Annotated in this window: 16 protein-coding genes; 2 read left to right on the top strand and 14 right to left on the bottom strand. The window is 59.5% G+C overall.

Features of this window, described 5'->3' with window-relative positions:
- Positions 1-58 precede the first annotated feature (58 nt).
- The 3 genes from RRB22_00685 to RRB22_00675 form a co-directional block, all read right to left on the bottom strand.
- Positions 59-274, bottom strand: coding sequence for a hypothetical protein (locus RRB22_00685; protein ID MDT8382910.1), 216 nt, complete (start codon positions 272-274; stop codon positions 59-61).
- Positions 275-470: 196 nt separating this feature from the next.
- A complete protein-coding gene (locus RRB22_00680; GenBank protein ID MDT8382909.1) occupies positions 471-872 on the bottom strand; it encodes a VOC family protein in 402 nt (133 codons plus the stop codon).
- Positions 873-1,117: 245 nt separating this feature from the next.
- Complete coding sequence (locus tag RRB22_00675) at positions 1,118-3,355, bottom strand: primosomal protein N' (GenBank protein ID MDT8382908.1); 2,238 nt, start codon at positions 3,353-3,355, stop codon at positions 1,118-1,120.
- Between the two features lie 605 nt (positions 3,356-3,960).
- On the opposite strand from RRB22_00675, the gene nth reads away from it, so the two are divergent.
- Complete coding sequence (gene nth, locus RRB22_00670; protein ID MDT8382907.1) at positions 3,961-4,596, top strand: endonuclease III; 636 nt, start codon at positions 3,961-3,963, stop codon at positions 4,594-4,596.
- A 25-nt stretch (positions 4,597-4,621) separates the two neighbouring features.
- Entirely contained in the window at positions 4,622-5,053 is a 432-nt protein-coding gene (locus tag RRB22_00665; protein ID MDT8382906.1) for a DUF1841 family protein, read from the top strand.
- Between the two features lie 79 nt (positions 5,054-5,132).
- On the opposite strand, the gene RRB22_00660 is transcribed toward RRB22_00665, so the two are convergent.
- From RRB22_00660 to RRB22_00610, 11 genes are all read right to left on the bottom strand, one after another.
- The gene (locus RRB22_00660; protein MDT8382905.1) at positions 5,133-5,600 is read right to left on the bottom strand and encodes a DoxX family protein; all 468 of its coding nucleotides are present in this window, start codon (positions 5,598-5,600) and stop codon (positions 5,133-5,135) included.
- Positions 5,601-5,678: 78 nt separating this feature from the next.
- Entirely contained in the window at positions 5,679-6,485 is an 807-nt protein-coding gene (locus tag RRB22_00655; protein ID MDT8382904.1) for a DNA-binding domain-containing protein, read from the bottom strand.
- Positions 6,482-7,348 carry a DUF692 domain-containing protein gene (locus tag RRB22_00650; GenBank protein ID MDT8382903.1) on the bottom strand — a complete coding sequence of 289 codons (867 nt, stop codon included), beginning with the start codon at positions 7,346-7,348 and terminating at the stop codon, positions 6,482-6,484. The genes RRB22_00655 and RRB22_00650 overlap by 4 nt, the downstream gene beginning before the upstream one ends.
- Positions 7,349-7,361: 13 nt before the next feature.
- Positions 7,362-7,628, bottom strand: coding sequence for a DUF2282 domain-containing protein (locus RRB22_00645; protein MDT8382902.1), 267 nt, complete (start codon positions 7,626-7,628; stop codon positions 7,362-7,364).
- Positions 7,629-7,776: 148 nt separating this feature from the next.
- Positions 7,777-10,179, bottom strand: coding sequence for an EAL domain-containing protein (locus tag RRB22_00640; GenBank protein ID MDT8382901.1), 2,403 nt, complete (start codon positions 10,177-10,179; stop codon positions 7,777-7,779).
- Positions 10,180-10,387: 208 nt separating this feature from the next.
- The gene (locus RRB22_00635; GenBank protein ID MDT8382900.1) at positions 10,388-11,602 is read right to left on the bottom strand and encodes an argininosuccinate synthase; all 1,215 of its coding nucleotides are present in this window, start codon (positions 11,600-11,602) and stop codon (positions 10,388-10,390) included.
- Between the two features lie 79 nt (positions 11,603-11,681).
- On the bottom strand, positions 11,682-12,221 hold the full coding sequence (locus RRB22_00630) for a cyclic nucleotide-binding domain-containing protein (GenBank protein MDT8382899.1): 540 nt from the start codon (positions 12,219-12,221) through the stop codon (positions 11,682-11,684).
- 19 nt (positions 12,222-12,240) lie between these two features.
- Positions 12,241-14,061 carry a dihydrolipoyl dehydrogenase gene (gene lpdA, locus RRB22_00625; GenBank protein MDT8382898.1) on the bottom strand — a complete coding sequence of 607 codons (1,821 nt, stop codon included), beginning with the start codon at positions 14,059-14,061 and terminating at the stop codon, positions 12,241-12,243.
- Positions 14,062-14,064: 3 nt separating this feature from the next.
- A complete protein-coding gene (gene aceF, locus RRB22_00620; GenBank protein ID MDT8382897.1) occupies positions 14,065-15,378 on the bottom strand; it encodes a dihydrolipoyllysine-residue acetyltransferase in 1,314 nt (437 codons plus the stop codon).
- A 42-nt stretch (positions 15,379-15,420) separates the two neighbouring features.
- Entirely contained in the window at positions 15,421-18,084 is a 2,664-nt protein-coding gene (aceE, locus tag RRB22_00615; protein MDT8382896.1) for a pyruvate dehydrogenase (acetyl-transferring), homodimeric type, read from the bottom strand.
- A gap of 349 nt (positions 18,085-18,433) precedes the next feature.
- The gene (locus tag RRB22_00610; GenBank protein MDT8382895.1) at positions 18,434-19,066 is read right to left on the bottom strand and encodes a PAS domain-containing protein; all 633 of its coding nucleotides are present in this window, start codon (positions 19,064-19,066) and stop codon (positions 18,434-18,436) included.
- Positions 19,067-19,226 lie beyond the last annotated feature (160 nt).

Below are 19,226 nucleotides of genomic sequence, written 5' to 3'. Positions count from 1 at the left end.
TATTCTGAAGACCGCGAGGAAATAAATCCACTACTGCTTCACGAACATCAGGCAGATTCTAATGGGACAATAGAGAGGGGATAGAGATGGCGCTGCTGGCGCGATAAATCGAACCTGGCCTTTTGGTCGCGCCATCTTTGACTTTGATGCGAGGATTAATGGCATCGCCTTCTCCAATCAGCCCGCCATCGCAACGCAGGGCATAGGCGTTCTGAGCGGTGAGCAGCGCCATACAAAAGACGGCCAATGAAATATAACCACGACACTGAAACATCAGACTCACTCCTAAGCTTTTTATCCTGGCCTCATTATTCGGCCGCTGACGCCATCCGCACCGGGCCGAATGGCCCAGGCGCCCGTTGCTAGATTACAGTTGAGCTACCTCGCGACCAGATCATCACGATGCGGGCGCATGGTCTCGATTCATGACTTCATTCCCACTGCTGCTGCACAGTCGATAGTTATGTTTTTCAGTTCCCGCGCCATATAAATTCCACTCGAATACCACTAGGTTCATAGCACATCATGTGTTTTGCAGGCCCGTCTCGCAATAATTCCGGCGCGAATTCAATATTTACATTGTTATTGAGCATCTTTTTATAGACGTTGTTTAAATCATTTTCGCTGTTTACGTTGAATGCAATGTGGTGCAAGCTGATATTTTTATTCTTGTTAAACTCGCTCGATGGATTTTCTTTTATTGCCCACAGAGTAACCATGATTTTTCCGTCGCTTACGAAAATTGCAGGATATTCACTGTTTCGTCGCACTTCTTCCCAGCCTAGCAACGCTGTAAAAAATAATGCGCTTTCTTCCAGCCTGGATACCGTGAAACCAATGTGATGAGCGCCTTGTGTTATTGGTGTTGTCATATAATTCCTTTTTAAACACGACAGTTAATATCCCCAACCTGTTGTACGATCCGCTGCCTGGGGATGGGAGTTTATAGTTAATCCATTGTCGAGCTTTTAAGCTTCCACTCAATCTGTCAGCTAATCAATTGCTTATCAACCGCTACATTTTTGATGCGCGTGGCGTATACGATATTTAGGTGAATATTGATTCGGGCAGGCGGGGTTTATAACGTTAGAGCTCGCAACATGACGCCGGGCCTAACTCAAAACATCTCCTGTGGATCCACATCAATCGACCACCGCACCTTGCGACCCAACTTCGACGTCTCCAGCTGCAACAGCCAGGGGCTGAGCAGGCGATGCAAGTCCGAGCGATTACGGGCCTGCAATAAAAGCTGGGCGCGGATGCGCCCGGCACGACGCTCCATAGGGGCGGGCACCGGCCCCATTAAAATCACACCCGGCACGGCCACAGCTTCTGCCAGTTCACGGGCGTGCTGCAAAAATTGAATCGGCAGCTGGCCATCCACCGCCTCGGCGCGCAACAGCGCCATGAACGAAAAGGGTGGCAACTGGGCCTGGCGCCGCTCTTCCAGGGCGGCGCGGGCAAAGGCGGCGTAGCCTTCGTGGAGCAGGGTTTGCAGCAGCGGGTGGTCCGGGTGGTGGGTCTGGATCAGCACCTGACCGGGCCGCTCGGCCCGCCCTGCGCGCCCGGCCACCTGCACGATCAGCTGGGCCATGCGCTCGGTGGCGCGGAAGTCGGCGCTGAACAGGCCCTGGTCGATATCGACGATGCCCACCAGGGTGACGTCGGGAAAGTGGTGGCCCTTGGCGAGCATCTGAGTGCCCACCAGAATCCGCTTGCTGCCGTCATGCACGCTGTCCAGCAGGCCCTGCATGGCGCCCTTGCGGCGCGTGGTGTCACGATCAATGCGGGCGATGCCTACCTCGGGAAACTGCTGTTGCAGGGCGGTTTCCAGACGTTCGGTGCCGGCGCCTACCGGCCGCAGCTCGGTGCTCTGGCAGTCGGGGCAACTGGGGTCGGCCGGTCGCTCACTGCCGCAGTGGTGGCAGCGCAGGCGATGATTCCCATTAAAAAGCGTCATGTGCGCATCGCAGCGGCGGCACTTTGCGACCCAGCCGCAATCGTGGCAGAGCATGGTCGGGGCATAGCCGCGCCGATTGAGAAACACCAGCGCCTGGCCACCGGCTTCAAGGTGGCGCCGAATGGCATTGATCAGCGCGGTGGACAGGCCATCAAACATCGGCTGTTTGCGCACATCAAGCACCGCGATGCCGGGATGACTGGCAGCACCGGCCCGCTCCGGCAGAACTAACTGTGAATAGCGGCCCTGCTGGGCATTGTACAGACTCTCCAGCGAGGGGGTGGCGGTACCCAGCACCACCGGCACACCCAGCGCCTTGGCGCGCTTTACGGCCACGTCGCGCGCGGAATAGCGGAAGCCTTCCTGCTGCTTGAAAGAGATGTCGTGCTCCTCGTCGAGGATCATCAGGCCGAGCCGTGGCAGCGGGGTGAACACCGCCGAGCGCGTACCGATAACCACCGGCGCGATCCCCTCGCGGGCCGATTGCCAGGCGCACAGGCGTTCGCGGTCGGACAGCCCCGAGTGCAGTACCGCGATGGGCACGGCGAAGCGCTGGCGAAACCGCGCCAGCAGCTGGGGAGTGAGGCCGATCTCCGGCACCAGCACCAGCACCTGCTCGCCACGGGCCAGGACCCGATCGATCAGCGCCAGATACACCTCGGTCTTACCGCTGCCGGTGACGCCATCCAGCAGCGCGACGCCGAACGTGCCCAGCTGCGCGGCCACCGCCTCAACCGCCTGCGCCTGCGCCGCGTGCAGCACAAACTGCCCGCCGCGCTGGACCTCGGACACCGACACGGGGGCGGGCAGACAGGGGCGTTCGGATACCGCCACCCAGCCCTTTTCCACCAGGACGCGCAGGGTCGCACGCCAATTGCTCTGTAGTGCATTGATGTCGCCGGCCACACGCCCGGCCTCGCCCGCGGCGGCCACTATCTGCAACAGGGCCGCCTGGCGGGGGGCGCGGCCCAGGCCCTGGCTATCCTGCTCCCGCCCCGCCGCCGTGATCTTCCAGGCCGGCTCCCCCTTGAGGGCCACGGCCAGCGCGCCGGCGTCGCCCTGGCGCAACAGCGCGGGCAGGGCATTGCTCACCACCTCGCCGATGGGGTGCTGATAATACGCACTGGCCCAGCCCAGCAACGCCAGCAGCTCGGCGGAAAACAGCGGCGCCGCATCCAGCACCTCCAGCACCGGCTTGAGGCGGTGCGCGGGCACGGTGGTGGTGTCGCGCGCCTCCAGCACCAGGGCGACGACCGTGGTGCGGCCGAACGACACGCGCACGCGCATGCCGGGTCGGATAGCGGCCGGATCGGTACCCGCCGGTGGCAGGTAATCAAAACCACGACGCAGGGGAGACGGCACCGCAAGGTGCAGGAAGGTGTGTGAGGCGGACATCCGGCCTACTTTAGCAGACCGGCCCACGCCGCCATAGCCGGCCCCGCCGGGCTCGACTGATGGGGATTTGCGCAGTCAGTGATCAGCCATTTGATCACCGGGATTCACCGCATTTATCAGCAGATAGCGCTAAGTCCCTGTCCCGAAAATGCTTTCCCGGTTATCCACAAAACCTGTGGATAACTTTGTGGACAAGATCGGTAAAAACGGGATCCGCGCTACAATACCCACTCCGATTTCAGATTGGTCAATTTTTGACCACGCATTATAATAACTATAAAACAATGAGTTACAGTCTTTCAATGACTTAGCTGCGCGTTTTTTGGCGGCAATCCCTTATACCGTCAGGGGCAATAAAGTCTTGTGAATAAAGCCGAAAATTGCTTGACTATTTTAAACCTAAGCGCCGCAAGGCCCGGCAGGTCAGGCACCACTTTTTTCGGCCTTTTCCGCCATTGCGGCCAACCCTGGCGGCCGCGTCCTGGCTTTCTGGTGTCCACCCATCCCACCCCCGCCGCCTGTTTTGGCCACTGCTTCCGGTACCCATTCCGACACCCCGGTCCGGCAACCCATCTCCAGGCAAAAGGGGGTAAAATGTCCGCCGCATGAATCGCCACAAACGCCATGAAATCTTTTGCCGATTACGGGAACACAATCCGGCACCCACCACGGAACTGCACTACCGCTCCCCCTTCGAGCTGCTGGTGGCGGTGGTGCTGTCGGCCCAGGCCACCGACAAGGGGGTCAACAAGGCGACCGATAAGCTGTTTACGGTGGCCAATACCCCCGAGGCGATACTCGCGCTCGGCGAGGATGGGCTGAAAAAATACATCCAGACCATCGGCCTGTTTAACAGCAAGGCCCGGCACATTATTCAGGCCTGCCGCCTGCTGGTGGAAAAGCACAACGGTACCGTGCCCGATGATCGCGCGGCACTGGAGGCCCTGCCCGGCGTCGGCCGCAAGACCGCCAATGTCATTCTCAATACGGCCTTTGGCCACCCCACCATCGCGGTGGACACGCACATCTTCCGAGTGGCCAATCGCACCGGCATCGCGCCGGGAAAGACGGTGCTGGAGGTGGAAAAAAAGCTGCTGAAGTTTGTCCCGCAGGAGTTCCTGCATGACGCGCACCACTGGCTGATCCTGCTGGGGCGCTACACCTGCGTGGCCCGCAAACCGCGCTGTGGTTCCTGCATCATCGAAGACCTGTGTGAATATCGGCACAAGGTCTACGACTAATATTACTACGCACCAAGAGGCCCGCGTGTTCGGACAAGACAGAAACCAGTTACGACAGATGTATCTTGACGCCTGGCAAAAACACCAGACCGGCGCCCTGCTGCAACCGCTGGAATCGATGATCGCCGGGATCATCGCCCTGCACCCCGAATACCACGCCCTGCTGGAAAAGGATGCGCAGGCTCTGGAGCGTGATTTTTCGCCGGAGTCAGGGGAGTCCAATCCCTTCATGCACATGGGCATGCACATCGCGATCCGCGAGCAGCTCGGCACCGACCGCCCGGCGGGCATCGCCACCGCCTACAAAAAATTGCTGTTGCGTTCGCAGGACCCGCACCAGGTCGAGCATCAGATGATGGAGTGTCTGGGACACGCCCTGTGGGAGGCGCAGCGCAATAACTCCGCGCCCGATGAGGGTGCCTATCTGTTGTGCGTGCAGCGACTGGCCGGCCGCTGAATCCAGTTAGCGGCCTGGGTTAAGTGACTTGGGTTAAACAACTTGGGTTAAACAACTTGGGTTAAACAACCTGGTCTGGCTATCGGGCCTGCGAAGGGCACAGCTTTTGACACAACAGATAATCGACAGAGAGTTTGCCCGGCCCCTGCAACAGCGGCACCAGCAGCATAATCCCCCACACCTGATGATCGCGTATGCCGGCGGCATTCAGATCCGGGTAGGACAGTACCGCGACGATGTTAAACACAAACAGCGCGATGGCGCCGAAACGCCCGGCCAGGCCGAGGGCCAATAATATCGGCAGACCCAGTTCCGCGGCGGTGCCCAGATAGGCGGCCATTTCCGGCGACAATAGCGGCACGGCATATTCATATTCGAAAAGATAGAGCGTGGAGTCCCAGGAACTTATCTTGGTCAGGCCGGACCTGAAGAATACCCAGGCCACCCACAGACGAATGCCGAGGATGCTCAGGGGCGAAAGCCAGTCCAGTTTTTCATACAGCGGAATGACCCACGAGAGTATTTTTTTCACCAGCGGGTTTTCCATCAACCCATCCCTACTCGATACCGACATCGCCTTACCCTCTTGTCTTTTGTTGGCCTACTTGTTGACCTACTTGTTGGCCTATGCACAGGAAAATCCACTCAACAGGCGCCGACCCATCAAGCCCTTGAGGATCGCGCCCACATCACACTCCGGGTCAACGGCGAGTGCTGCGGCGCAGGCATCGGTGAACCGGCGCCCTTCCGAGAGACACTGCAAGAGTGCGAAAACCGCCTTATTCAAGGGCTCAAACACCACGTCGGGGCCCAGGCGCCGGACCACCAACTGCACGCCACCCTGATCGAGGCGGACCTCCACCGGCTCGCTGCCGGGCTGGTTGGCCTGCCAGATGTCTAACACCGGATAGTCTGACGATACAAGACAGCAGTCGCTGGCCAGTTGAAAGCGCAGTCGTTCGCTGGCATCCGTATCCAGCAGGGACAGTTGCTGGAGATTGAGCACACCGTCCTCCGACGCATGAAAAACCCGATGATAGCCCCACTCCAGCCGCGCCACATCACCCAGATAGGCCCAGTCCTGCAGTCCGGGAAAGGCCTGCAGAAATTCGCCGAAGGCAGCGCCGAACTCGTGGACATTGCCGCTACGGGGCGGATGCCGGGGCAGGTACTGGCGCGCGACGTGCTGGAAACATTCATCGCCCACCAGCCGATGGATCACGGGATAGGTGGCCGACAGGGCCTCCCGCAGACCGATAAAGATATTATTGTGGTACAACTGAAAACGCTGCGCCTCAGTAAAGCGGGCCATACCGGCCTGCCTGAGGCGCGACAGTTCCGGGGCAAGCGGCTGGCCATCAAACACCTGCGCCACAAAGGCGCGCTGCTGTTCACGCAGGGACACTGTCGCCTGCTCAGGCCGTTCGCTCATAGCGGCCCTCCCGCCATCGCGTCGGCGCGCGCCGCCTCGGCCAGCAACACCTCCAGCGATGGCAAATTGCTGTCCCATTCGATCAGCGCGGGCACCTCACCGAGCTGCCTAACGGTGGCCTGGTATAAATCCCATACCGCAGCACACACCGGCTGATCATGGGTATCGATGCGCAACACCCCTTCGTCAAAGGTCCTGGTGGTATGGCCGGCCAGATGTATCTCCGCCACCAGCTCGGCCGGAACCGAGCGCACAAACAGCAGAGGATCAAAACCGTGATTCATGGCATTCACGTAGATGTTATTGACATCCAACAGTATCTTGCACCCCGCGCGCTGCGCCAGGGCGACGACAAACTCCCACTCCGGAATCGTCGAGGTCGCAAACTCCAGATACGAGGAGGCATTCTCGATCAGGATCTGCCGACCGAGAAACTCCTGGGTTTCGCTGACCCGCTCCACCATGTGGTCCAGCGATGCCTGGGTATAGGGCAGAGGCAGCAGGTCATTAAAATAGCGACCATCTACCGAACTCCATGACAGGTGCTCAGATACCAGGCCTGGTTCAATATGGGCAATGAGCTGCCTGAGCTTTTTGAGGTGCACTTGATTGAGGGGGTCGGTCGAACCCAGCGACAGGCCCACGCCATGCAGGCTCAGCGGGTAGCGTTCACGCACCCGTTCAAGATAGGCCAGGGGCGTTCCGCCGAGAGGTCCGTCGCCCAGGGCAAAAAAATTCTCGCTGTGGACCTCAAACCAGGCCACCTCCGGCCACTGCTCAGTGACGGCTGCAAAATGCGGCGCGCGCAGGCCGATGCCTGCGCGCGCCGGGATCTCTGCTGCGGTATGCTTACGGTGGGGCATGTTGCCGCTCGGCTTATGCCTTGGGCTTCAGGCTGGCGCCCACAATCTTCTCGCAACTACCCTTGGGTAACACAATGAAGGCGGTGGGTTTACTGTCGACCTCGGCGGTGCCGGCACAGGCACTATTCGATGTCTGGCAGTCATTCTGGCCGGCCTTCACCACACCGTAGCATTTCTCCATATCCTTCTTGCCCGCCTCTACGGGCGCGCTGACCGCAAGCACACTGACCGCGAACAAGCTGGCCAGGGCAGTCTGGGCTATCAATTTAGTGTTTTTCATTTCCATCATTCTCCATTGTCGACATAAGATTTTCGCAAAACAGGCAGACAGCAACCAATCCACCTGACGCACTGTACAGATGACTGACCGATGGGAATGTTACAGATGGAATTCTGGACCCGGGCGGGCCCGGCAGACTGGGCTGATACTACTGAAAGGCGGGCTGCAAGGGGCGGGGACGACCCAGTCGGTAGCCCTGCACATGATCCACACCGAGGGCGATGAGTTTCTCCAGCGCTTCCTGTGACTCCACAAACTCGGCGATGGTCTGGATGCCCATGATGTGGCCGATGTGGTTGATGGATTCCACCATGGCGTGATCGATTTTATCTTCCGCGATGTCCCTGACAAACATGCCATCTATTTTCAGATAATCGACCCGCAGGTTCTTGAGATAGGCAAACGATGAAATGCCGCGACCAAAGTCATCCAGCGCGAAGCGGCAGCCCATATCGCTCAACACTGACATAAACCGCTGCACCACGGACAGATGGGTTGCGGCGACAGTCTCGGTGATCTCGAAGCAGATGGCCTGCGGCGGTAGCGCCGTGCGCTGCAGGGTGTCGACCACAAACCCCAGGAATTCTTCGTCATCCAGCGACTGGCCGGAGATATTGATCGCAAACATGCCGCTGATTTCACCGCGCGCGTGGCGTGCGCTCAGCAGCTGCATGGCGCGCTTCACCACCCAGCGGTCAATCGCCGGCATCAGGTGATAGCGTTCCGCCGCGGCGATAAATTCGCCGGGACGAATCACCTTGCCATCCTCGCTGATCAGGCGCAGCAATATCTCGTAGTGCGGCTCACTCGCCGCACCACTGCCGAGCGGCACGATATTCTGGCAATAGAGTCGAAAGTGATCGCCATTCAGTGCCTGACGTATCTGCTGTATCCAGCGCATTTCCACTTCGCGCTGGCGCAGTGCGAGGTCTCGCGTGGCATAGACATGCACGCGGTTACGGCCCATTTCCTTGGCGACATCGCAGGCCGAATCCGCCACCCGCATGATCTCCGCCAGGTCCTCCCATTGCGAGGTGATCGGCACCAGGCCGATGCTGACACCGACCTCAAAGGGCTTGCCCTCCCACACATACTGGAAGTCGCGTACCGCGCGACACAGCGCCTTGGCCGCACGCTGCGCCATCTCCATGTCCTGATACTTGAGGATGACGCCGAACTCGTCGCCACCCAGACGCGCCAGGCTGTCATCGTCACCCAGACATTCCTTCAGCAGCAGGGAGATCTCTTTTAGCAGCTGGTCACCGGCGGCATGACCGTAGGTGTCATTGATTAACTTGAACTGATCCAGGTCCAGGTAACACAGCACGTGCTGTTGATCGGCCTCCCGCGCATGGTTCAGCGCGAGTTGCAGGCGTTCCTCAAACTGCTGGCGGTTGATCAGCCCGGTGAGCGCATCATGGCGGGACTCGTATTCCATCCAGCGTTCCATACCGCGCAGCTCGGAGACGTCCGTGAACACCAGCACGGCGCCGGTGATTTCATCATTGATGTCATGCACCGGCGTGGCCATGTCCTGGACAATGAATTCCCATCCGCCCCGGCGCAGCAGTACGCGGTTGCTGCTACTGTTGACTCTGCCGCGCTCGCGCAGACAGCGGCCCAGCAGATCATCCTCGACCTCGTGGTGGCGCTCATCGACGACATGATAGACCTCGCTGAGCAGCCGCCCTGCCGCCTTTGCCGTGTTCCAGCCCGTTAGCTGTTCGGCGATGCGATTGAGGTAGATGACCCGGCCTTGCGCATCGACCGTAATCACCCCGTCGTTGAGGTGTTCAAAGATTTTCTGCACCGTCTGACTTTCGTGCAGCCGGCCCTTCAGGTCGTGATGGTGGTCGGTAAAGTCGTTGCCGATACACACGGCGCCATCGACCCTGCCCTGCGCATCACGCGTCACCGAGACCGACCAGACGATACACAATTCTTTTTCCTGACCCTCCAGCCAGCGCTTGTCCAGCAGGGTCTGCTGGTCCAGCTGCTGCGGACAGTCCCTCAGCAGGGTGCGAATCGCGTCGGGAATCAGGGCGTCAACGCTCACGTCACCAAGCAGCCACTGGGTATGGGGATTGCTAAATGTCACGCCGCCATCGGCATCGAGCCTGACCACGATACTGGCGGCCGCCTCGAGCAATGCCTGCGCGGGGAGCGGCTCGGTTTCGGCCCGGCGAAACACAAACAGCTTGCCGGTAATCAGCCCCTGATGAAAGACGGAGGTCATCATGAAACTGACGCGCAGCGACTTGCCATCCTTGCGCGAGATGCGCGCACTGACATTCAGATGGGGACAGTTGATGGTTTTGAGCGCCGGACAGGCGCTGCCGGTACCTAATGCGGCGGTGTCGTCGAGTGAAAATTTACTGAGGGCAAAAAAGTCCTGACCGATAATCTCATCGGTTTTCCAGCCGAGCATGCGCTCCGCCTCGGAATTGACACTGACTACACCTCCCTGTTGATCGAGACTGACGATCCCTTCACCCGACTCGACAACAATGCCGGGCAACTCCCTCTGGGTAATGCCTTTGACGAGATTCAACTTCGTCTGCAAAAAATTCACCCTTTACGCTTTCAAGACACCTTCGATGCGACATTCAGGCGACACGATTATTTTGGTTATCTGCCAAACCGCGCTACAAGCCCTTTCTCTACAGCGGGGATGTCAGCAAACTGACGGTTTAACAGTCGCTGGCGGCATAATAACCAGATACAACAGATATTAACAATAAGCGATTGTAGAATAAGTACTATTTTTTCGCGGCGATGCGCAGGCGTAGCGCATTAAGCTTGATAAATCCCTCCGCATCCTGCTGGTTATAGGCGCCGGCATCGTCCTCGAAGGTGGCGATGGTCGCATCGAACAGGCTATCCGTCGCCGACTCGCGCCCTTCCACGATAACATTGCCCCGGTACAGCTTGAGCCGCACCCGGCCATTCACGGTGGCCTGCGAGGCGTCGATCATTGCCTGCATCATCTTGCGTTCCGGCGCCCACCAGTAACCGTTATAGATCAGCGCGGCGTAACGCGGCATCAGCTCATCCTTGAGATGGGCCACCTCCCGATCCAGGGTAATCGATTCCATGGCGCGGTGGGCCTTGAGCATGACCGTACCCGCCGGGGTCTCGTAACAGCCGCGGGATTTCATGCCCACATAACGATTTTCGACGATGTCGTCGCGACCGATGCCATTGGCGCCCGCCACCCTGTTCAGGTGCGCCATCACCTGCGCCGGGCTCATGGGCTCGCCGTCGATGGCGACGATGTCGCCCTGCCGATAGCTCAGTTCGATAATAGTCGGCACATCGGGCGCGGCCTCCGGCGCGACCGTCCAGCGCCACATGTCCTCCTCCGGGCCGGTCCACGGGTCTTCGAGGACACCGCCCTCGTAGGAGATGTGCAGCAGATTCGCGTCCATGGAATAGGGGGATTTTTTACCGCGCTTTTGCTCGACCGGGATACCGTGTTGCTCGGCATAGGCCATCAGTTTTTCACGCGAGTTGAGATCCCATTCGCGCCATGGGGCGATAACCTGCACGTCCGGTTTGAGGCCGTAATAGCCGAGCTCAAAACGCACCTGGTCGTTACCCTTGCCGGTCGCACCGTGTGACACCGCATCGGCGCCGGTCTCGTTGGCAATCTCGATCTGGCGCTTGGCGATCAAGGGCCGCGCGATAGAGGTACCCAGCAGGTACTGGCCTTCGTAGATCGCATTGGCGCGAAACATCGGAAACACAAAATCGCGCGCGTATTCTTCGCGCAGATCGTCAATGTAAATCTCTTTCACCCCGGCCGCCCTGGCCTTGGCGCGGGCCGGTTCGACCTCCTCACCCTGGCCGATGTCGGCGGTAAAGGTCACCACCTCGCAATCATATTCGTCCTGCAACCACTTGAGGATGATGGAGGTATCCAGGCCGCCGGAATAGGCCAGCACTACTTTATTGATTGCCGCTTTATTTTTCATTTTGGTATCGATTTTTTTAGAGGATTGAAGATCGGGTTATTGATTTTGTACAGTCGCGTTCGGTCGGTTTTTTTCGGGGTTATTTTTCCACGTTCAGAAAGTCCAGCAACACACCTGTCGTCTGGCGCAGGCGCAGGCTCATCAGGCGCGCGATCTGTCGCAGCACGAGATTACACAACAGCGGTCGCTCTTCACCCAGACGCAGAAAGCTCATGCGCGTCAACAGCAGCAGCCGGGTATCCTCCTGCGCCACCGCCGTCGCCGAATAGGGCAGTTCATCCAGCAGTGACATTTCGCCCATGGATTTTCCGGGGCGCACCACCGCCACTTTCTTCTGTTCGTGCTCCTGGTCCTGTTTGAGAATGTCGACCCGACCGCTCAGCACGATGCACATAAACATGCCCTTGGCGCCCTCTCTGAAAATCGCCGTACCCTGCTTGGCCTCATAGGCGCGCAGATAGCCGGCCAGGGATTCCACCTCCGCGCGCGTCAGCTCGCTGAACATGGGCACCCCCTCGATCATCTCGCAGAGGGTCTCCTGAAAGCGCTCACCATCGCCGAGCAGTTCCAGGCCATCCAGGTTGCCGGTGTCGCTCATCGGTGTGCCTTTACTCTCCATCACTCTTCATCGCGCGGGGCTACTTGCCCGCCTTTTTGGGGGCAAAGATATCGGTGCAGGTTCCCTCGGCCACTTCCGCCGCGAAATTAAAGGTCTCCGACAGGGTCGGATGCGGGTGAATGGTCAAGGCAATGTCGGTGATGTCCGCGCCCAGTTCCAGCGCCAGCACCGCCTCCGCAATCAGCTCGCCGGCATTGGGGCCGGTCATCGCTGCGCCGATCAGGCGATGCTGTTCATCGAACAGGACCTTGGTCATGCCCTCGTCGCGACCGATCGACAGGGAACGGCCGCTGGCCGCCCAGGGGAACACCCCCTTTTCAAACGCGATGCCCTGCGCCTTGCACTCCTCTTCGGTCTTGCCCATCCACGCCACCTCGGGGTCGGTGTAGGCCACGGAGGGAATGGCGCGTGCATCAAAAAAGGTCTTCCTGCCGCTGATCACCTCCGCCGCCACCTTGCCTTCATGCGTCGCCTTATGCGCCAGCATCGGCTGGCCCACTACGTCGCCGATGGCAAAGATGTGATTGACGTTGGTGCGCTGCTGTTTGTCGACGGCGATAAAACCCCGCTCGTCGACGGCCACGCCGGCCTTGTCGGCGTCGATCAGCAGGCCATTCGGGCTGCGGCCAATGGCGACCAGCACCCGGTCAAAGGTATCGCTCGCCGGGGCCTGATTCTTGCCGCTGGAGGGGCCCTCAAACGAACACAGCAGGCCTTTCTTGCCGGGCTTGATGGCCGTCACCTTGGTATTGAGAAAAATATTTTCGTAACGATTCTTGATGCGTCGCTCCAGGGGGCGCACCACGTCGCGATCGGCACCGGGAATCAGGCCCGCCGATAGCTCCACCACCGTGACCTTGGAGCCCAGCGCATCATATACCGTGGCCATCTCCAGACCGATGATGCCTCCACCAACCACAAGTAGTCGCTTCGGCACTTCCTCGATTTCCAGCGCGTCGGTGGAGTCCATCACCCGCGGATCATCCCAGGGGATGAACGGCAGCTTGGTGACACGGGAGCCAACCGCGATGATGCAGTGTTCAAAGCCCACGACCTTTTTGCTGCCGTCATCCGCCACCACTTCGATGGTGTGGGCCGAGGTGAATTTTCCGTAGCCCTGCAGCAGCTGCACCTTGCGCTGCTTGGCCAGCTGTTTGAGGCCGCCGGTGAGCTTGTCCAGCACGCCGTTTTTGTGGGCGCGCAGTTTGTCGAGATCGACCTCCGGCTTGTTAAAGCTGACACCGATGTCACCGAACTCGGCGGCCTCGTTGATCACCTGCGCGGTGTGCAACAGTGCCTTGGAGGGAATGCAGCCAACATTCAGACACACGCCACCGATAACGTCATAGCGCTCGATCATCACCACCTTGAGGCCGAGATCGGCGGCGCGGAAGGCGGCGGTGTAACCGCCGGGGCCGGAACCCAGCACCACCAGCTGGGCACGGATATCGACCTCGCCCTGGTACTCGACCGCGGCCGGGGCGGCGGCCGGCGAATCCGCAACCGGGGCGGCTGCGGCCGGCGTTGTCGTCGTCGCGGATTCCGGCTCGGATTCCGGCTCGACAGGCGCCGGCTCCACGGGTTCCGCGTCCGTGGCCTCACCCGCCTCCAGCAGCAGGATGGGGCTGCCCTCTGCCACCGTGTCACCCACGGCCACCAGCAGCTGCTTGACCACGCCAGCCTGTGGCGCGGGGATCTCCATGGTGGCCTTGTCGGACTCCACGGAAATCAGCGAATCCTCGACGGCGATACGGTCGCCGACATTCACCAGTACCTCAACCACCTCCACGCCATCGAAATCGCCGATGTTCGGCACCTTTATTTCCACTGGATTCGCCATGGCCTACATCACCAACCGACGCACATCGGACAGCACGGTGCCGAGGAAGCCGGTGAATCTTGCGCCATCGGCGCCATCAACCACCCGATGGTCATAGGACAGCGACAGTGGCAGCATCAGTCGCGGCTCAAAGGTCTCGCCATTCCACACCGGCGTCATGCTGTGCCGCGAGACGCCGAGGATCGCTACTTCCGGCGCGTTGACGATGGGCGTGAATTGCGTGCCGCCGATGCCACCCAAACTTGAAATAGTCATGCAGCCACCCTGCATATCGGATGGCTTGAGTTTCTTGTCGCGCGCCTTCTGGCTGATCTCACCCAGTTCCGCGGCGATATCCACCAGACTCTTGCAGTCGGCATCGCGCACCACCGGCACCACCAGACCATCCGCTGTATCCACCGCGATGCCGATGTTGTAGTAGTGTTTCAGGATCAGGTTTTCACCGCTGGCATCCAGCGAGGCATTGAAACGCGGCAACTCGCGCAGCCCCGACACCACGGCCTTGATCAGAAACGCCAGCATGGTGATCTTGATACCCCGATCCTGGTACTCGGCGGCCATGGTTTTGCGAAACGTATCCAGCTCTGTGATATCCGCCTGATCGAACTGGGTGACATGGGGCACGGTGACCCAGTTGCGGTGCAGAAACTTGCCGGTGAGTCGATTGATCTTGCCCAGCTTCTGGATCTCAATATCGCCCCACTGACTGAAGTCGATGTCGGGCATCGGCTCGACACCCAGCCCACCGCCCGTGCTCATGCCCTGACTCAAGGTCTGCTTCACGAAGGCCTTGACGTCGTCCTGGATGATGCGGCCCTTGCGACCGCTGCCGCTGACCCGTCCCAGATCCACGCCCAGCTCGCGCGCGAATTTGCGCACCGAGGGGCTGGCATAGGCTCGGGCAAAACTGACCTCGTCGATCTTTGCGGTGGGCGCCACCCGCTGTGGCGCAGCCGGTTTCGCCGGCGGCGGGGCAGGCGTCGCTACCCGTGCAGCCGCCGGCTCGCTGGCGGCGGGCGCCGGACTCGACGCCTGTGTCGCCGGCGCGGCCTTGGTAGCCGCCTCGCCGCCGGGCTCCAGCAACAGGATCAGGCTGCCCTGGGAAACCGAATCACCCACCGCGACCTTCACCTCCGCCACTACGCCGGCCTCGGGTGCAGGAATCTCCATGGTGGCCTTGTCGGACTCCACCGAGATCAGCGAGTCTTCCGCCGCAATCGTATCGCCGGCCTTGACCAGCACCTCGATCACCTCGACACCGTCGAAATCACCAATATCAGGAACGAGTATTTCTTTTAAAGAAGCGTTTTTTGCCATAGTTTCTGCCAACTAAAGTTGTTTATGCCTCGCCGCCATTAGTCAGGCATGCAGCGGGTTGATTTTTTCCGGATCAATCGCGTATTGCTTGATCGCCTTGGCCACGGTCGCGGCGTCGATAGCGCCTTCATCTGCCAGCGCCTTCAGCGCAGCCACCACGATATACACACTGCTGACCTCGAAATGCTTGCGTAACTGGGCGCGGGTATCACTGCGACCGAAGCCGTCGGTACCCAGCACCTCATAACGTGCCGGCACCCACTTGCGAACCTTGTCGGCATATAACTGAATATAGTCAGTAGCGGCGATCACCGGGCCAGACTGCCCTTCGAGACACTGCGTTATATAGGGCACTCGCGCCTTTTTGGTGGGATGCAGCCGGTTCCAGCGATCGCAGTCCCGCGCCTCGCGGGCCAGCTCGGTAAAGCTGGTGGCGCTCCAGATATCGGCATCCACGTCCCAGTCCTCGCGCAGCAGGTCGGCTGCCGCAATCACTTCACGCAGGATGGTGCCGGAACCCATGAGTTGTACGCGCTGCTTTTTCTTGCCGCCCTTTTTGAACAGATACAGCCCCTTGATGATACCTGCCTCGGCTCCCTTGGGCATGGCCGGATGCACGTAGTTCTCGTTCATCGCAGTGATGTAATAAAACACGTTTTCCTGATCAGTGAACATGCGGCGCATGCCGTCATGAATGATGATCGCCATCTCATAACTAAAGGTCGGGTCATAGCTGATGCAGTTGGGGATGGTGCCGGACATAATCAGGCTGTGACCATCCTGATGTTGCAGGCCTTCGCCGGCCAGGGTGGTGCGCCCCGCGGTGCCACCGATCATGAAACCACGCGCCTGCATGTCGCCGGCCGCCCAGGCCAGATCGCCAATACGCTGGAAACCGAACATGGAGTAATAGATGTAGAACGGAATCATGTTGACGCCATGGGCACTGTAGGCCGTTGACGCAGCAATCCACGACGACATGGAGCCGGCCTCGTTGATACCCTCTTCAAGGATCTGGCCGCTCTTGTCCTCCTTGTAGAACATGATCTCGTCTTTATCCTGCGGCGTGTACAACTGGCCCACCGATGAATAGATGCCCAACTGGCGGAACATGCCTTCCATGCCGAAGGTGCGCGCCTCATCCGGCACGATAGGCACCACATTCTTGCCGATGTTTTTGTCGCGGCACAGCATAGTCAACATGCGCACCCAGGCCATGGTGGTGGACATTTCTTTTTCACCACTACCGGCCAGCATCGCATCAAAAATAGACAGCGGCGGAATTTCCAACGGTGCAGCACCACTGCTGCGCGCCGGCAGGTATCCGCCCAGGGCCTCACGATGCGCATTCATATATTTCATTTCGGCGCTGTCTGCCTCGGGCACATAATACTTGCCCACCGCCGCATCCTCGTCATTCAACGGGATATTGAAACGATTACGAAAATCGATCATCTCGCTGTTCTGCAATTTCTTCTGCGAATGCGTGCGATTCTGACCCTCCCCGGCGGAACCCATACCGTAGCCCTTCACCGTTTGCGCCAGAATCACCGTCGGCTGTCCCTTGTGATTCACCGCTGCATGGTAGGCTGCATACACCTTGTGCGGATCGTGGCCGCCTCGATTGAGACGCCAGATGTCATCATCGGTCATCTTCGACACCATGGCCTTCAATTCGGGGGAATTAAAGAAGTGCTCGCGCACATAGGCGCCATCTTTGGATTTGTAGTTTTGCAGATCACCGTCCACGCAGTCCATCATACGCTGCTGCAACAGGCCGTCCTTATCCATGGCCAGCAAGGGATCCCAGTAACTGCCCCACAATACCTTGATCACGTTCCAGCCCACACCCCGGAAACCGGCCTCCAGCTCCTGTACGATCTTGCCGTTGCCGCGCACCGGGCCATCGAGCCGCTGCAGGTTGCAGTTCACCACCCACACCAGGTTGTCGAGCTTTTCACGCCCGGCCAGCGACGTGGCGCCCAGGGTTTCCGGCTCGTCGGTTTCACCGTCACCGATGAAGGCCCACACCTTGCGGGTCTCGGTCACGGCCAGACCACGGTCCTGCAGGTACTTCATGAAGCGGGCCTGGTAGATCGACATGATCGGCCCCAGCCCCATGGACACGGTGGGGAACTGCCAGAAGTCGTTCATCAGATGGGGATGCGGATACGAAGACAGGCCCTTGCCATCCACTTCCTGGCGGAAGTTGTCCAACTGTTCTTCCGTCAGGCGACCTTCAAGAAAGGCGCGGGCATACATACCCGGTGAGGCATGGCCCTGGAAAAAGATCAGGTCGCCGCCGTGGGTTTCGCTGGGGGCATGCCAGAAATGGTTAAACCCCACATCGTAGAGGGTGGCCGCCGAGGCAAAGGTGGCGATGTGACCGCCCAGCTCGGTACTTTTGCGATTGGCCTTGACCACCATCGCCATCGCATTCCAGCGGATGTAGGAACGGATCCGGTCTTCCAGTTCCTGGTCACCCGGGCTGTGCACCTCCAGTTGGGGCGGAATGGTGTTGACGTAGGCGGTATTGGCCGAGAAGGGCAGGTTGGCGCCGGAGCGTCGCGCCTTGTCGATCAGCTGCTCCAATATGAAATGGGCGCGCTCAACGCCCTCATTTTCGATTACCGCGGCCAGGGCCTCAACCCATTCCTGGGTCTCTGTGACATCCACATCATCAGACATCTGTAATTGCTGGGACATATTCCAACCTCTCTAAAATTCTGGCCAGTCACTCTACGGGGGCCTGCGGCTACGATGGCGGCGTAGCGGCTCTAACAGCTCCCCGCAACGGCATAATGCCGGGATTTAATTGGGCTGCGGTTTCTTACCGCCACCTGTCAACGCCACAGACAAAAACCACGGGCGCACGCATCTCAGCGCACGTGGGGCGCTGAGAGCCGCGTATAATCGTCGTTTTGCCTGCACAGGTCAAGCTCAGGGGAGGAGACTCAACCCACGGAGAGCAGGAAAAAGCCTATATAAAACAATATGCTAAAAGGGTAAAGCGGCGGGCGCACCGGCCCGTCTCAGGCCGGTCGTCAGGCAGATCTCAGGCGGGCTCGATGAGCGTCACTACACACACGATGCGCACCGGCCGGCCCGCCTCATCCGGCATGACCTTACCGCGGTGACGCAGTTGGCCGCCGCCATTGCGGGTACGGTGGGTGACATCAAAGCCCGGCTCCCGGTTTTCGATCACCTGGCTCAGCACCGCATCCACGCGCTCACGGTCCTCTTCGGCGACATATTCCAGCAGATCATCCTTGCCGCCCACAAAACTGTCACCGCTCACGCCCAGCAAGCGCTGCGCGACATCCGACAACACAATCTGATCGCCCAGCAGGTCCATGTCCCAGGTGCCGATGGTGGCCGCATCCAGCGCCAGGCGCATACGCTGTTCGTTTTCAACGATGTCCTTGATCACCGCGCGCCGGGTCTTGCTGCCCGAGCGGCGCTCGCTAAACGAGATCATCGCATCGTCACCATAACGCAGCCAGATCCAGTTCACGCCAAAGTGTGTCGCCAGGGACTTGAGGTTCTCATATTCGATATTGCCGCCCTTGGCCCACTTTCCCACCGCCTGCCCGGAAACGCCCACCACACGGCCAATCTCCGCATGAGAAATGGCGTGTTCCTGTATCAGGCCCGCCAGTCGATTTGCAAATGTTTCTTGTTCTCGCATGGTTTTCACCTTAGTTCGCTCATCTGTCCGAAGTTGCTCGTCCAACCATCACTGCCGGCAATCGCTAACGAGCCTGCCCTGAAAACATAGCCCAATATCACGCCAGGCGTGCATGGGCTAACGACAGGCAATGGTTATTATTGTTTCGACTCGCTTTTTT

The sequence above is a fragment of the Gammaproteobacteria bacterium genome, assembly GCA_032250735.1.
In the GTDB taxonomy this organism is placed as follows: domain Bacteria; phylum Pseudomonadota; class Gammaproteobacteria; order SZUA-152; family SZUA-152; genus SZUA-152.
This window is presented reverse-complemented; position numbering and strand designations above follow the sequence as displayed.

What these genes read in the sequence shown, in the direction of transcription:
- RRB22_00660 (MDT8382905.1), bottom strand. Translation starts at nt 5,600, where the DNA reads ATGGAAAACCCGCTGGTGAAAAAAATACTCTCGTGGGTCATTCCGCTG.
- RRB22_00635 (MDT8382900.1), bottom strand. Translation starts at nt 11,602, where the DNA reads ATGAAAAATAAAGCGGCAATCAATAAAGTAGTGCTGGCCTATTCCGGC.
- RRB22_00655 (MDT8382904.1), bottom strand. Translation starts at nt 6,485, where the DNA reads ATGAGCGAACGGCCTGAGCAGGCGACAGTGTCCCTGCGTGAACAGCAG.
- RRB22_00680 (MDT8382909.1), bottom strand. Translation starts at nt 872, where the DNA reads ATGACAACACCAATAACACAAGGCGCTCATCACATTGGTTTCACGGTA.
- nth (MDT8382907.1), top strand. Translation starts at nt 3,961, where the DNA reads ATGAATCGCCACAAACGCCATGAAATCTTTTGCCGATTACGGGAACAC.
- RRB22_00685 (MDT8382910.1), bottom strand. Translation starts at nt 274, where the DNA reads ATGTTTCAGTGTCGTGGTTATATTTCATTGGCCGTCTTTTGTATGGCG.
- RRB22_00675 (MDT8382908.1), bottom strand. Translation starts at nt 3,355, where the DNA reads ATGTCCGCCTCACACACCTTCCTGCACCTTGCGGTGCCGTCTCCCCTG.
- RRB22_00610 (MDT8382895.1), bottom strand. Translation starts at nt 19,066, where the DNA reads ATGCGAGAACAAGAAACATTTGCAAATCGACTGGCGGGCCTGATACAG.
- aceE (MDT8382896.1), bottom strand. Translation starts at nt 18,084, where the DNA reads ATGTCCCAGCAATTACAGATGTCTGATGATGTGGATGTCACAGAGACC.
- RRB22_00630 (MDT8382899.1), bottom strand. Translation starts at nt 12,221, where the DNA reads ATGGAGAGTAAAGGCACACCGATGAGCGACACCGGCAACCTGGATGGC.
- aceF (MDT8382897.1), bottom strand. Translation starts at nt 15,378, where the DNA reads ATGGCAAAAAACGCTTCTTTAAAAGAAATACTCGTTCCTGATATTGGT.
- RRB22_00645 (MDT8382902.1), bottom strand. Translation starts at nt 7,628, where the DNA reads ATGAAAAACACTAAATTGATAGCCCAGACTGCCCTGGCCAGCTTGTTC.
- RRB22_00650 (MDT8382903.1), bottom strand. Translation starts at nt 7,348, where the DNA reads ATGCCCCACCGTAAGCATACCGCAGCAGAGATCCCGGCGCGCGCAGGC.
- lpdA (MDT8382898.1), bottom strand. Translation starts at nt 14,061, where the DNA reads ATGGCGAATCCAGTGGAAATAAAGGTGCCGAACATCGGCGATTTCGAT.